The organism is Bacillus sp. FSL R5-0585, from assembly GCF_038004545.1.
GTDB classification, from domain to species: Bacteria; Bacillota; Bacilli; order Bacillales; family Bacillaceae_G; genus Bacillus_A; species Bacillus_A cereus.
The window spans coordinates 2,864,257-2,879,152 of sequence record NZ_JBBORJ010000001.1; the positions used below are offsets into that span (position 1 = coordinate 2,864,257).

The following is a 14,896-nucleotide window of genomic DNA, read 5'->3' on the forward strand; positions in this document are numbered from 1 at the left end:
ACATATAAAAGAGGAGAGTGCGTGAAATGAAACAAGCAGGACAACCTATTCAAAATGAAAAACAATTAGAAACTATCAAAAATATACTTTTACAATCTTCGAAACGTGATGGCTTATTATTCGTATTAGCTGTAAATTCTGGCTTAAAAGTAAGTGAAATCTTACAATTAAAAGTTAGTGATGTAATCGATGAAAATGAAAATGTTCGCCATTCCATTTTATTTTACAATGAAAAAGTGAAGAAACATAAATGGTTTGCTGTAAATGAAGACTTACAGCACGCAATCGAAGACTACATGAAAGAACGTAAAACTTGGAAACGTAATGAACCATTGTTAAAATCTCAAAAAGGAACAAAATCTATTACGAGACAACATGCATGGTACATTTTAAACAAAGCTGCAAAAGAAGTTGGATTAGAAGGGATTAGCTCACATACACTTCGAAAAACTTGGGGTTATTGTGCATACAAATCAGGTGTTGATATTGCATTTTTACAACACTTCTTTGATCATAGTACTCCATCAAAAACTTTAAAGTATATCGGTATTGCTTAATAACTCTTATACATAAAAAAGGTTACTATTTGAAAATTTGGTAACCTTTTTTATATTTCATATTCTCTTTTCTTGTCTCTCCTATACTGTAGTGGTACTCTAATAATAAGGGGGAGAAATTATGAACACACTTACAATTGAATTACCAAAAGAAACGGCTGAAAAACTTGATTTATTAAAACAAGCTTATGAAAAGAAAACAGGTGCTTCTATCTCTGAGAGCACTCTCGTTCAAACACTTATCTCAAAAGAATTTATCCAGGCGATAACTCCTTTTGATTTACAACAATTCATCACTGGAAAAGAACAGCATTAATTGCTGTTCTTTTTTTATTGCTATTTAAAATATAAAAAGTTTTTTATATATTTTTAGAAAAACCATTGACAATGATAATGATAACCATTATCATTTATTATGAAGCCAACAATTGATGAATCAACCAAACGCTCAGTAACATTGTTACCCCTCTTTTTCATATAGAAAGGCACTGTACATTCCCCCTGTTTGTACAGTGCCTTTCTTGTTTATTATCATTCAAAAAAATTTAATTGCTCCGGCTTCGGCTCACCATATGTAATGTTCATCATTTTCATAAGCTGTTTCGCATTATCTGCTGCATCCCCACCTGAATTGTTGTTAAACAGTACGTATATATCCTTTGTTTTCTTTTTTAATTGCTCTAATCGTTCAACCCATTCTTCCAGTTCTTTATTGTTGTAGCGATATAAACAGCGAACCGCTCTCCAGTTTTCCCCTTTATCAAGCCAACCATGAACATTTCGACCGTGAAAACGTATTAATGCCATGTCTGAATTCGTAACCTCTAATACGAGTGGCACAGAACCTATCCCAGCCTGTGGTTCATCACAAATTGTATGAATCCATTTCTCTTGTTCTAGAAACTGTAACGTCCTATCTCTCATTTCTGGATAAAACCATGTTTGATTTCGAAATTCTATTGCACATGGTAAACCTTCCATTTTTTCTTTCGTATATCGAAGAAAATCTACATTTTTCTTTTTACAATCAAACCATGGTGGATATTGAAATAAAATCGTTTTTAATTTACCAGCTTCAATTAAAGGAAGAATAGATTGTTTATATACATCAAACATCTCATCGAACGTAGAAAAAGGAATTTCACCTTTCATATGTCCTGTCATTCCTTGATATGCTTTTACGATAAAAGAAAAATCTTTCGGTGTTTCCATTGCCCATTTTGTATAGTTTCGTGCAGGTTGCATCGCATAAAATGAGCTATCCACTTCTACTATAGGAAAATACTCGCTGTATGTTCGTAATTTATTTCTATTTTCATAGGGATTTATGTATAAAGAATCATGATCTCCCCATCCTGTCACTCCAATAAACAGCACATATACCCCTCCCTTTTTAACTTCATCTTCTATTCACTTTCCAAACACTTTGCATCATGTAGCCTTTTCTTTAAGAGTATCCTTATAAAAATATGATATACTATATGGAAGAATTTTTAAAATGAGGGGTTATTTATTTATGCTTCCAAACGATGCTACTGTATCTCATGAAAAACGAATTGAAGAACTAGAAAATAAAGTACGTTTTTATGAAGAACTTGTGAATCAATTACCACATCATTTCACATACAAAAATCCACATATTGGTTTACGAATAAAGAAAACTAGAACAACCCATTCCATTCAAGAAATACCAAAAGAGAATAAAGAGGCTCATTTTCAACTTACTTGTGATTCATTATTCTTATTTGAACAACTCGAAAAACACTTTGTACATATTTTTGATGCCTTTTCACATCATGTAACCTTTGTCGATAATAAAGGGAATATTACTTTATGTAATCAAGTTGCTGCAGATGATTTCGGTGTAATACGAAATGATATTATCGGAAAACCGATTCAACAATTACTAAACTTGCCGGAAGAAAAAATTAAAGCGATTGAAACATTAAAAACGGGAACAGAAATATATAATGAAGAAGTTTTAGACAAAAACTATGGCATTATAAATAACCGAATTATTCGTGATTATAACGGGGAGATTTTTAGAGTTATTAGTGTCTTTCATTATTTAAATACAGAACGTGATGCAGAGAAGTTTTCGTTAGCAGGGCGAATCGCAGCTGGAATTGCACACGAAGTACGAAATCCTCTTACAACAGTACGAGGATACTTACAATTTTTACAAGAAAGTGTTTCTCCATCTAATAAAGAACTATTTAAAAATTTACTTATTCCTGAATTAGATCGAGCAAATAGTATCATTACAAAATTTTTATCTCTTTCAAAAACACGTGAATTTAAAAGAGAACCCTTTCCCATTAATACATTTTTACGTCAGTATATTCAACAGTTACTAGCTAGCGAAGTCTTTTTACATAACATTTCAATTGATTATAATTTTTCTACCGAATTAGATGATATATTAGTTCATATTGATCGTCATGAACTTGTGCAAGTTTTTTTAAACTTATTCCAGAACGCTGTCGATGCTCAAGGAGAAAAAAAACTTTCTATCCAAATCACTAGTTACCGCCTAGATAATTTTGTTCGTATTACTTTCACTGATAATGGGACTGGTATTCCACCAGCGATTCAAGACTATATCTTTGATCCATTCTTCTCAACAAAAGATTCCGGCACAGGTTTGGGCTTGTCAGTAACGAAAAAAATTATTCAAAATCATAACGGTACATTAAAAATGACTAGTAATGAAGATGGTACTACTTTTACTATTTCAATTCCAATCTTACCTAAAACAGCCCTTGAAAGATTAAATCAATACAAATAAAATCCAATCCAATCCACGAACTGCATGTCAATTGTTACATCCTTCAACAATTGACATGCAGTTTTTATGTTGAACTTTTCTTCTTTACATTATATAAAACCTTCTCTATATTTTACTTATTTTTTGCTAGCTGGGCCGATTTCTTATTTTTTTAGAAATGGTAGTTTGTCCAGCACGGATTTAGTAGAAATTTCATTTTAATAAATAGTAATGACTATTGATTCTATGAAAGAAAGGAATGAAAAGATGAACAATAAAAATAAAGGAAAAGTATTTTATGGTAATGATTGTTGTGAAGTCAGAACTTGCAGTCACATTAACATCTCTAAGTCCGAACTTACAGAATTCGTTAGACTTCTTCAAGCTCTTGGCCAAGCTATTCAAGCTGTCTTTCAAAACCCTTCTCAAAATAATATCAATAACTTGATCGCTGCCCTAAATAACTTACAAAAATTCCTCAATTGCTTAGATTTATCTCCAGCACAAAAACAAATTGGAAATTCTATTATTGCTAATCTATTAACTATTTTAAGAACAACACCTTTCTCGTGCGGAGCATTGTACGTTGAGCTACAAAGCTTGCTTAATTATTTATTGTATATCGCTAAGTTATTCAAAGTAGATTGTTGTACGATCGACAAACTAGTTAGACTCATAACAGAGATCCAAACTATCCTAGTTCAATACGGATCAGGTTGTCTTGGAGGTGGAGGAGCAACAGGCGCTACGGGTGCTACGGGTGCTACGGGTGCTCAAGGTGCTACTGGGCCTCAAGGACCAGCGGGTGCTCAAGGTGCTACTGGACCTCAAGGACCTCAAGGTGCTCAAGGACCAGCAGGTGTTCAAGGTGCTACTGGACCTCAAGGGCCTCAAGGTATTCAAGGACCAGCGGGCGCTCAAGGTGCTACTGGGCCTCAAGGACCTCAAGGTATTCAAGGACCGGCAGGCGCTCAAGGTGCTACTGGGCCTCAAGGACCAGCGGGCGCAACTGGCGCTACGGGGGCTCAAGGACCAGCAGGTGCAACTGGCGCTACGGGGGCTCAAGGACCGGCAGGTGCGCAAGGCGCTACGGGGGCTCAAGGACCGGCAGGTGCAACAGGCGCTACGGGGGCTCAAGGTGCTACTGGCGCAACAGGACCAGCAGGTACGCCAATTCCTGTAACGATCGCAGCAATCGGAAACTCAAATCCACAAACTATATCACCTGGAACAAACCTTCAATTCAATCAAGTATTTGAATTAACTAATATCTCTTTCAATGATACTTCAGATACTTTAACGATTTTAGAAACAGGTGTATATGATATTAGTTTCTCAGCGTCTACAACTTTCCCAGGCTCTTCACCGTTTGGATTCGGTATTTCATTCAACGGCCAACCACCTACTCGTAATTTCTCAACTAACGTTATCGGTAGTGCTGTATCGTTCTCTACAATCGTTACTTTACAAGCTGGTACAACAATTTCTGTACAACCTACAGCAAACACTATTTCTATTCCTAACACGGGCGATACAACTGCAACACTATCTGTATTCCGAATTTACTAATTTTCGCTTGAAAAGTATATTTATAATAATATGTATCGTTTAACCGTGCATTAAATCTCTCTTTATATAGAAAGGAGCACTTATTTGGGAGGATAAGTGCTCCTTCTTTACGTTTCTTTACCTCAAATTTACTCTATCTTAATCCTCATTTTGTATGATAAATAGTGAAGTCAAAGATATGAAAGAGGGATGAAAATGAGAGTTATGTCACTAATACGCATTTGGTTTGCACTTATGGTATGCATTATTTTATGTGTAGGATTTTTTTTAACTCTAAAATATTCCACTATATCAAAAGCAGAGAGAAAAACTACTCCATACAAACTTCTATATACGAAACAAAGCAACATCCCTTATTCCAATGCCACAAAGAATGAAAAAAAAGTTATAAAAGGAATGCTTATTACAAAAGCTTCTAGTTCCGAGGCGTTACTCCAGATTGCTGAAACGATTAAAGATCAGTATACAAATAAAAAAATCGATGAAATTACACTTTCTATCCACAATGAAAATAACGGTAATTACGAAGAGGACTTACCTTACGAACCTATTAGTAAAGGGAAAATAATCGTCACATACGATTCCGAATCTTTTGGCAGTACGAATATTATACTTAACGAGTAATATTATGAATCTCAACGGATATGGATTAATAGCTAATTAAGATAGACAAAAATCTCTAACGATTAAAATTTCATATTGTTTTCATACAAAAAAAGAGGCGAATTTCTTTATTCGCCTCTTTCTTTTACCAAAATGAAGGAATCCATTCTTTCACTTTATCAAGCCACTCTTGTTGCTCTTGTTTTCGTTGTTGTTGTTCTTCTTTTCTTCTCTTCTCTTCTTCTTTTCTTCGTTTTTCCTCTTCTATTGTAGTCAATTGTTTTTTATAATCAGCCTCAGATATGAGTGATAACTGGAACGCTTTTTGAGCTGGATTTGCGTTCGCTTTTTTCATAATATCCCGGAACATTGTCGTCGTAATTTGACTACCACCTGGAACATAATGATCGCTATCTGTTTTATCATATCCTACCCAAATCGCACCTACCAAATCTGGTGTGTATCCAACAAACCATGAATCCTTTGCACCGGTGCTCGGGCCATTTACAATTTGAGTAGTTCCTGTCTTACCTGCTGTATCAACATTAGTAACTTTCGCCTTTTCGCCCGTTCCCTTTTCGACAACACCTTTTAATAAATATGTCATCTTTTGAGAAATTTTCTCGCTCGTCACTCGTGTCTCTTTCTTATACCACTTTCCAATCGTTTCACCTTCAGCATTTTGTATCTCTCTAATTGCATGAGCTTCCACTTGGACACCGTCATTTGCAAATGTACTGTATGCTTGAGCCATTACAAATGGAGATGTCCCCACATGCATACCGCCTAAAGCAATCGGATACGTACGATCTTCTGGTACTAATGGAATACCAAATCGCTCTAAAGATTTCAATCCTTTATCTAATCCAATTTGTTCTAATAGCCACACAGCCGAAACATTGTACGATTTTGCCACAGCTTCATACATTGTCACATCACCGTGAAAAGTATGATCGCTATTTTGTGGTTTATATTCTTTAATGTTAAATGGTTCATCTTTTAATATATCGTACACTTCATATCCTTGTTCTAACGCTGGTACATATACAGCCAAAGGCTTTAGCGTTGAGCCAGGTTGTCTTTTTAATTGCGTTGCATGGTTAAACTGTAAAAACTGATACGGCCCTCTGCCTCCAACTAGAGCTGGTACACCACCTGTTTTTGGATTCATAAGAACTACACCCGTTTGCATAAGTTGGTCTGAGCCACTATCTTTGAAATAACTATCATTATTCACAACGTCTTCTACAGCCTGTTGTTTTTTCGGGTCAAGCTCTGTATAAATACGATAACCACCCGCTAAAATTTCATTTTGTGTTAATTCGTACTTGTCCATCGCTTCTCTAACAATATAGTCTACATATTGAGAGTATTTTCCCTTGTATTTATCATCAACGCCTCGTTTTAACACAAGTCCGCTCTCTTTTTCTTTACTATACTGTTCGTCAGAAATATACCCTTGCTCTTTCATTAAACTTAATACAACATTACGTCTTTCAATTGACTTGTTAAAGTTTTTATAAGGTGAATACGCAGACGGCGCTTTAATTAAGCCCGCAATCGTTGCAGCTTCTGAAATTGTTAAATCTTTTACATCTTTATCAAAATAAGATTTAGCCGCCCTTTTTATACCCCAAGCACCTTCACCAAAATAAATTTGGTTCATATACATTTCAATAATTTCATCTTTCGTATACGTACGCTCTATTTTTTTTGTTAAAAAATATTCCTTTATTTTACGCGAAAATGTGCGGTCTTGTGTCAGAAATACATTCTTCGCAAGCTGCTGTGTAATTGTACTTCCCCCAGCTACAACTTCTCCTGCTGTAATATTTTTAAAAACCGCACTTATAATTCCACTATAATAAATACCATGATGGTTAAAAAATTCCTTATCTTCTACTGCAACAATTGCCTGAACCATAATATCAGGAATATCTTTTCTTTTAACGCCTTCTGTTTTTGAAGAAGCTAATTTTGTTGCAACCTCATTATTTGCATCATAAATTAAAGTCGGTTGTGGAACAGCTTGTTTTAATTCAGATATGTCTTGAATGGAAATTATTATATTTACAGCAATAAATAGAGTAACGAATACACTTCCCAATACAATTAATGAATTACGAAGTTTCTTCCTCTTATTGAACCACTCAAGCATTTTTTTAAAATGAGTGTTCTTCAATTTCATTCGTTCACTTCCTTCATTTATTTACACTCTTCTTTTTAAAAGGAAGAATATACCGCCTTTTAAATTTATTATAATAACGTAGTCATTCCTATAGTGTAAAGCTTTTCTTTTGCATTCATACTTTTTGTAAGAAAAGGACATTCTACAAGTAAGATATTCACTATTGGATATTAATATTATTAATAGAACAACGAGAGTTATGTTAAGTTTTTGTAAACTTTTCGATAAAATGTTTTAAAAAACGACAGTTTTTTGTTAGAATTGATTAGCCAATATATTTTACATATATTACTTTTGTGGGGGTAACAATAATGGTCTTTAAATCAAAAAAAGATAAATTTTCTGAAATGTTAATGAATGTTTCCGAAAATTTAAAAGAAGGCGCGCAGTTTTTCGTGGAGTATAAAATTAAAAATGCTAGCGATTTAAAAGAGTTTTCTATGCGCATGAAAGAGTATGAGTCAAAAGGTGACTCATTTATTCACGAAATCATTATGGAGTTAAACAAAGCGTTTATCACTCCAATTGAGCGTGAGGACATCCTACAACTTGCAATGAGTATGGATGATGTATTAGACGGATTAGATCACAGTGCTGGTCTGTTCGAAATGTATTCTATTACAGAAGCTGATGAATACATGATTAAATTCGTAGAAGCAATTAATCAATGTGCGATTGAGATTGCAAACTCTGTTGAATTAATGTCTAACAAAAAATTAGTAGACATTCGTACAAATGCGATTAAGATTAAGGATTATGAATCACAGTGTGATGATATTCGCCGTCATGCGATTAAGAACTTATTCTCTCGTGAAAAAGATCCGATTAAGATTATTCAATTTAAAGAGATTTACGAAGAGCTTGAAGAAGTAGCTGATAGCTGTCAAAGCGTTGCAAACGTATTAGAAACAATTATTATGAAGAACGCGTAAGGAGTTTGATCATGGATACACTCTTGATACTGACCGTTTTAGTAGTCATTTGCGCTTTAGCTTTTGACTTTATCAATGGATTTCACGATACAGCAAACGCTATTGCAACGGCTGTTTCAACGAAAGCTCTAAAGCCTAGACATGCCATTATTATGGCGGCTATTATGAACTTTTTAGGCGCAATGACATTTACAGGTGTAGCAAAAACGATTACAAAAGATATCGTTGATCCATTCGCCTTACAAAATGGTTCTCTTGTAATTTTAGCTGCTTTGCTTGCGGCGATAACTTGGAACTTAATTACTTGGTACTACGGTATTCCAAGTAGTTCTTCGCATGCAATTATCGGCTCAATCGCAGGTGCAGCAATTGCGGCCGCTGGGATTAGCTCGCTAAATCTTAAAGGATTTATTAAAATTATTGAAGCTTTAATCATTTCACCGATTATCGCTTTCGTTATTGGTTATATCGTATACAGTATTTTTAAAGTAGTATTTAAAAACTTTAACTTAACAAAAACGAATAAGAACTTCCGTATATTCCAGATTTTCACTGCAGCATTACAAGCCTACACACACGGTACGAATGATGCACAAAAAGCAATGGGAATCATTACGATGGCTCTTATGGCTAATAACTATCATACTTCTAGCGATATCCCGTTCTGGGTACAATTATCTTGTGCTATCGCAATGGGGCTTGGTACTTCTGTCGGTGGATGGAAAATTATTAAAACTGTCGGTGGACAAATTATGAAAATTCGTCCTGTAAATGGTGTAGCTGCCGATTTATCATCATCACTTGTTATTTTCGGTGCAACATTCATTCACTTACCGGTTAGTACGACGCACGTTATCTCTTCTTCTATTTTAGGGGTTGGTGCTTCTCACCGTGTGAAAGGGGTAAAATGGGGAACTGCAAAACGTATGTTAATTACATGGGTTATTACACTTCCTATTTCAGCTTCTTTAGCTGCTCTGTTTTACTACCTATTACATTTTGTTTTCTAATCAAAAGTCGTCTTCCTTATTTTTCTAGGAAGACGACTTTTTTGTGAACAAGCCTATTTCTCATTAAAAAGCGTGTATAATAATTGATGGATAAGTTATTTAGAGGAGTTGGCAATTTTGGAATACATCATGTTACTTTTCATCGGACTAATCGCCGGAACAGTCGGCAGCCTAGTTGGGCTTGGAGGCGGAATTATTATTGTTCCGTTATTAATTGGATTACACAGTTTATCACCACAACTTGCAGTAGGGACTTCTATGGTAACAGTCGTTTTCACAGGACTATCTTCCACCCTTACTTACATGAAGCATAAGCGAGTAGATTATAAAAGTGGACTTATTTTATTTATCGGAAGCGGCCCTGGTGGTATTATCGGATCATGGGCAAATAAATTTTTAAACCAAGACACATTTTCTTTATACTTTGGGATTTTCCTTATATTCGTCTCAATTCTACTTATGCTTCGAGACAAATTAAAACCTCTTTCCCTCTCAAATACGTCTGTAATTAAGCGTTCTTTTACAGATAATGATGGAAATACTGTACACTACCAATTCCCACCGTTTCTTGCTATCTTTATCGCTTTTATAGTTGGGTTTATATCTGGATTATTTGGAATTGGGGGCGGTGCCTTACTTGTTCCAGCAATGATGCTTCTTTTTGCATTCCCAGCACATATTGCAGTAGCAACTTCAATGTTCATCGTATTTCTATCAGCAATTGTAAGTTCTGCAACTCACATCTCACTTGGAAATGTCAGCTGGATTTATGCATTAATCCTGATTCCTGGTGCATGGATTGGCGGAAAAATCGGGGCTTACATTAATACAAAACTAAGTGGTAACGCCGTAATTAATTTATTGCGTATTACGTTAATTATTCTTGGAACTAGATTAATCATTATTTCCCTTTTATAACGTATTCTTTTTAGAATGCGTTTTTCTTATACACATGAATATAAAAATCCTCCGAGGAGAACAAATAAAATTAAACAAACACATAATAACATATAATTTGAAATATGTACTTTCTTCAAGTTGACCACTCCTATAACTGCGACTGTTATCTTTATGATAGCGAAAAAATAGTTCACTTGCAGTTACAGAGTGCTAACAATGCAAAATCAATTATTACAAATTTTATCCTTATATTTCATTTCTTTGTATATTTTATCGATTTAATAAAAAAAGATGTCATATTGACATCTTTTTTAGTGAAGAAGTGACCATCCCATGAAGTCTTCATGTACTTGGCACGCCCTCTTATCCTTTCGATCATATAATTCAGCATAACTATCTGTTTCTTCATCATAAGCCATCGTATAAATAATTTGGCCGTCTACTTCAACGGATAAAACGACTCCACCTTTCATCTCTTCTACATGAATGATAGCATTCGCCGGAATTCTCATATCCGTCATTCTCATCGCATCTAACAATATACTAAACCCCCTACAGCGTATTCATTGCTAGTACTATTACACACTAAATAGTATACTACTGTAATAGCATACATTTCGTCAATGAAATTGCTGTTGAAATAGCATATTGTCTATATACATATACACTAAAATAGAAGAAATAGAAATATATTAATGGGGGGCTAACATTGATTCTACACAAAGGAGATGTACTATTCCGTCAAGGCGAGGACGGTCCTTTATACTTTATAAAAACAGGCTTATTAAAAGTAGTTCGGCTAGAAGAAAACGGAACACCATTTTTATTCAACATTATCGTTCCAGGTGAAACGATACCTCATCATTCTTTAATTTCACCGAAAGAATATCACGGTACAGCTATCGCTTTAATAAAAACAGAAGTGGAACCGATCACTAGTAGTGAATGGTATGAGAGACTTCAAGCAAATCCCGAATCGTATGCTAACATTGCTATGCAATTACAATCTAAATTAAGAATGATGCAACAACGAATTGATCAATTGACAACCGTCTCTCCGAAAGAACGTCTTCATCGTTTACAAGAATGGTTCACCCTATATTTAGGTGACATTCCTATATATGAAATATTAACACAAACCGAAATTGGCCAACTGATAGGTATACGCCGTGAAACAGTAAACCGTTTATTACGAGAACAAATAAAAAACGAGGTAAAATAAATACCTCGTTTTTTTGCTTATTGTAAGCTTGTTGCTGGGCCGAAAAATTCATAATGAATATGCTCTTGTTTCACACTTAAATCAGTTAGTGCAGCATTTATATGCTTCATAAATGCTACTGGACCACAGAAATAGAACTCTGCTTCAGTTGTCGGAATAATAGTTTTTAACCATTCACTTTCAATGAAACCTTCTTTATCAAAGTTCTTCATTTCTAAATCTTTTTCAGTCGGTGCAGAATAACAAGTATATGCTTTAACTTGTTCATATTCATTTTCTACTGCCTTAACGTGTTCTTTCATTGCATGTGTATTACTATTTATTGCTGCATGAACAAAATATACATTACGTTTTGAATCTTGTTCAATTAACGTATTTAACATACTCATCATCGGTGTAATCCCTACTCCACCACTAATTAGTACAACTGGTAATGTTGAATCCATATTTAACACGAAATCTCCCGCTGGTGCACTTACTGGTAAAACATCTCCTTCTTTTACATGTCCATGTAAGTAATTAGACACTTTACCGTCTGGTGTATCTACACCTTTTTCTTTTTTTACACTAATACGATAATATTCTTTCCCAGGAGCATCGGATAAACTGTATTGACGATTATGTGTATATGTCTCACCTTCAATATTGATTTGAATCGTTACATATTGACCTGGGATGAATGAAGAAACTTTCCCTCCATCTTCAGGTTTCAAATAAAATGACGTAATAACATCGCTTTCCTTCACTTTTTTTACAATCACAAAGTTGCGGAAGTCTTTCCATCCACCTTCTTTATGTGCAGCTTCTTCATACATCTCTGCTTCAATGCTAATGAATGCATCAGCAATGACACCATATGCTTCTCCCCATGCATTTAAAACTTCATCAGGTGCACCTGCGACCTCTTTAATGGCACGTAGTAAACATGTACCTACAATCGGATAATGCTCAGCTTTAATCCCTAAACTTCTATGCTTATGACCAATTTGTTTTACAACTGGAATAATTGCTTCTAAATTATCAATGTACGTTGCAGCTGCATAAACAGCATTCGCTAACGCTTGTTGTTGTCTTCCCTTTTTCTGATTCGTATGGTTGAAAATATTCAACAACTCCGGATGTTCTGAAAATAAAATTTGATAGAATCTCGTTGTAATTTCAACACCTTTTTCTTGTAATAATGGTACTGTTGACTTTACGATTTCAATTGTTTTTGCACTTAACATTGTATCCCACTCCTCTATTTCCTTAACTGTTTTTAGTTTAACTGAATCTTATAATGCAGATTGTGATTTTAATCACTATTAACACGGTGTTTTTGTGAATAATATATGAACATTGCATTTACAAAAGAAAATAAGCTAACTAGAATTCTAGCTAGCTTATTATTTTATTTGTATAGCTTGTTCGATTACTTTTATATCTTTCCCATCGCCAAACTCCGTATACCCCCAGATATTCGTTTCACCTCTATATTTATTTACGATAATATCCAAGTCATGATATACACGGTGGGCATACACTACATACTCAATATTTTGAAGTTCCACACCTTTTTTTACAATTTCATAGCTTCTATTTACATCGCGTTTTATTTTTTCATTCTTTATTTCCGTATGTATATTTTTTAAAGATTGTTCTTGTTGTTGAAACCATTGCTTAAATTGATTCCAATCCCCGTCTGTATAATTCTCTGCTTTACCATAATTTAAGAAATTATTATAGCTTTCATGTGTCATTCGAATAAAATCTAGCACTTTTGTCTCTTCTTGCACATCTTCTATTTGAGCTATTGTATTTACCTCAGCAGGCTTATTCGCATAATGTAACAGCACTTTCATAAGACTATAACTCGCAATGATCATCACGATAATAATACCTAATACATTTAACAATTTCTTCATACACAGAACTCCTTCTCTACTAAAAATATTACAACGTATGACTATACTTGTAACATTCTCTCGTAGAAATATAATTCCTGTATTAATTCTTCCTATCATTTCGACAATATTTTTCTATACATTTCTCGTTGGCAAATGTTCTTGTAAAACAATATATCCTTCATAAGCTGTGTAACCGAGTATAACCATTAATCCGATATAACAAGCAAATACTGTCCATTTCGTTTTCGCATCCACTTTATAATAGTTTTCTTGTTGTTCCTTTTCTGTTTTCCATTCATTTAATTTTCTTGCTGACGCTTCAAATGCTTCTCTTATGTGAATTGTATACTCATCTTTTTCATCTTCATATGGAACATAATCTAACGGTTCGAACTTCGGTAAAAGATACTCTAACACTTCCATTTTTTGAAGTTCACCTATTTGTAACTCTTTTTCCCGTTCTCTTTGTCTTAATGCATTCATCTCATGGTGCATCACGTATATAGTCCGATGTACAGCACCCGTTTCTTTTAATTCCTCTTCAAGCCTAGTAACATATTCTTTCATCCCATCAATTTTATGCCCTAATTCCTTAATCGGCTCATCTCTCTTTATTACTCTATATAACTCCATACAACCGATAATAACAATAAATCCTCCCAAAATACTTTTAAAGTAAATTGAATAGCCAAGTAATATAATAAGGCCTGCTCCCCAAATTTTAGTACTGACAACTGAAATAATTCTCCCACCATCTAGCGGTGAAACGGGAATTAAATTAAAGAAATTAATCATACTTCCAAGCAAAATAACAAGCGCCCAAAATGGCTCTTTCGTCATTATATAAAGCGGTATCGCTGGTAAAAATGACAGAAGTCCGAAAAGCGGACCCATATAGGCAATGTAAGCTTCATCTTTCGCATTTTTCGGCATCTCTTTCATTCCAATAAGGGCCCCCATAAATGGAATAAAGATTGCTGGCGATGTTGGGATCCCCTTTCTTTTCGCAGCCCATAAATGGCCCATTTCATGAACAAACAACAAATAAATGAGCGCCACTCCGAATTTCCAACCATATAGAACTGCGTATGCGCCAAGCGATAGAAACATACTAAATACCGTTGAAAACTTTGCTAATTTAAAAATTGCAAATACCCACTTTAACTTAGACAGTAAAAATAGACCTATCGCAACAATAATTCCCCATAATCCTTTTTTATTATTTTTCATATTCCTCTCCTTTATCTCTCATTAATGAATCA

15 protein-coding genes are annotated in these 14,896 nt (G+C 34.5%); 9 read left to right on the forward strand and 6 right to left on the reverse strand.

Translation table 11 applies throughout. The annotated features are described in order from the left end of the window. The first annotated feature begins 26 nt into the window (after positions 1 to 26). Together MKY38_RS14665 and MKY38_RS14670 are read left to right on the forward strand one after the other, a co-directional pair. Entirely contained in the window at positions 27 to 557 is a 531-nt protein-coding gene (locus tag MKY38_RS14665; protein ID WP_000806236.1) for a tyrosine-type recombinase/integrase, read from the forward strand. A 121-nt stretch (positions 558 to 678) separates the two neighbouring features. Continuing rightward, entirely contained in the window at positions 679 to 873 is a 195-nt protein-coding gene (locus MKY38_RS14670; RefSeq protein ID WP_001094858.1) for a DUF3924 domain-containing protein, read from the forward strand. 215 nt (positions 874 to 1,088) lie between these two features. On the opposite strand, the gene MKY38_RS14675 is transcribed toward MKY38_RS14670, so the two are convergent. Further along, positions 1,089 to 1,934, reverse strand: a complete 846-nt coding sequence (locus tag MKY38_RS14675; RefSeq protein WP_000897361.1) for a DUF72 domain-containing protein — start codon at positions 1,932 to 1,934, stop codon at positions 1,089 to 1,091. A gap of 139 nt (positions 1,935 to 2,073) precedes the next feature. Between MKY38_RS14675 and MKY38_RS14680 the strand changes: the two genes are divergently transcribed. From MKY38_RS14680 to MKY38_RS14690, 3 genes are all read left to right on the forward strand, one after another. Beyond that, positions 2,074 to 3,345, forward strand: coding sequence for an ATP-binding protein (locus MKY38_RS14680; RefSeq protein WP_070179983.1), 1,272 nt, complete (start codon positions 2,074 to 2,076; stop codon positions 3,343 to 3,345). Positions 3,346 to 3,591: 246 nt separating this feature from the next. Beyond that, positions 3,592 to 4,893: a Gly-Xaa-Xaa repeat protein gene (locus MKY38_RS14685; RefSeq protein WP_070179982.1), complete on the forward strand. Its 1,302-nt coding sequence runs from the start codon at positions 3,592 to 3,594 to the stop codon at positions 4,891 to 4,893. A gap of 195 nt (positions 4,894 to 5,088) precedes the next feature. Next, positions 5,089 to 5,517, forward strand: a complete 429-nt coding sequence (locus MKY38_RS14690; protein ID WP_001265567.1) for a hypothetical protein — start codon at positions 5,089 to 5,091, stop codon at positions 5,515 to 5,517. A gap of 124 nt (positions 5,518 to 5,641) precedes the next feature. On the opposite strand, the gene MKY38_RS14695 is transcribed toward MKY38_RS14690, so the two are convergent. Then, entirely contained in the window at positions 5,642 to 7,684 is a 2,043-nt protein-coding gene (locus tag MKY38_RS14695; RefSeq protein WP_065223961.1) for a transglycosylase domain-containing protein, read from the reverse strand. A 311-nt stretch (positions 7,685 to 7,995) separates the two neighbouring features. Here MKY38_RS14695 and MKY38_RS14700 point away from each other — a divergent pair, with 311 nt between their 5' ends. The 3 genes from MKY38_RS14700 to MKY38_RS14710 all read left to right on the forward strand — a co-directional run bounded on the left by MKY38_RS14700 (position 7,996) and on the right by MKY38_RS14710 (position 10,544). Next, the gene (locus tag MKY38_RS14700) at positions 7,996 to 8,616 is read left to right on the forward strand and encodes a DUF47 domain-containing protein (protein ID WP_000231449.1); all 621 of its coding nucleotides are present in this window, start codon (positions 7,996 to 7,998) and stop codon (positions 8,614 to 8,616) included. Between the two features lie 11 nt (positions 8,617 to 8,627). After that, positions 8,628 to 9,626, forward strand: a complete 999-nt coding sequence (locus MKY38_RS14705; protein WP_065223960.1) for an inorganic phosphate transporter — start codon at positions 8,628 to 8,630, stop codon at positions 9,624 to 9,626. A 117-nt stretch (positions 9,627 to 9,743) separates the two neighbouring features. After that, positions 9,744 to 10,544, forward strand: a complete 801-nt coding sequence (locus MKY38_RS14710) for a sulfite exporter TauE/SafE family protein (RefSeq protein ID WP_000455762.1) — start codon at positions 9,744 to 9,746, stop codon at positions 10,542 to 10,544. A 293-nt stretch (positions 10,545 to 10,837) separates the two neighbouring features. Here MKY38_RS14710 and MKY38_RS14715 read toward each other — a convergent pair whose 3' ends face one another. After that, positions 10,838 to 11,065 (reverse strand): hypothetical protein, encoded by a 228-nt coding sequence (locus MKY38_RS14715; RefSeq protein WP_000883008.1) that lies wholly within the window; start codon positions 11,063 to 11,065, stop codon positions 10,838 to 10,840. A 170-nt stretch (positions 11,066 to 11,235) separates the two neighbouring features. Here MKY38_RS14715 and MKY38_RS14720 point away from each other — a divergent pair, with 170 nt between their 5' ends. After that, positions 11,236 to 11,748 (forward strand): Crp/Fnr family transcriptional regulator, encoded by a 513-nt coding sequence (locus MKY38_RS14720; protein WP_000600589.1) that lies wholly within the window; start codon positions 11,236 to 11,238, stop codon positions 11,746 to 11,748. 17 nt (positions 11,749 to 11,765) lie between these two features. Here MKY38_RS14720 and hmpA read toward each other — a convergent pair whose 3' ends face one another. From hmpA to MKY38_RS14735, 3 genes are all read right to left on the reverse strand, one after another. Continuing rightward, complete coding sequence (hmpA, locus tag MKY38_RS14725) at positions 11,766 to 12,974, reverse strand: NO-inducible flavohemoprotein (RefSeq protein WP_000947336.1); 1,209 nt, start codon at positions 12,972 to 12,974, stop codon at positions 11,766 to 11,768. A gap of 159 nt (positions 12,975 to 13,133) precedes the next feature. Beyond that, positions 13,134 to 13,652 (reverse strand): hypothetical protein, encoded by a 519-nt coding sequence (locus tag MKY38_RS14730; RefSeq protein WP_065223958.1) that lies wholly within the window; start codon positions 13,650 to 13,652, stop codon positions 13,134 to 13,136. Positions 13,653 to 13,766: 114 nt separating this feature from the next. Further along, positions 13,767 to 14,864, reverse strand: a complete 1,098-nt coding sequence (locus MKY38_RS14735; protein ID WP_065223957.1) for a site-2 protease family protein — start codon at positions 14,862 to 14,864, stop codon at positions 13,767 to 13,769. Positions 14,865 to 14,896: the final 32 nt, after the last annotated feature.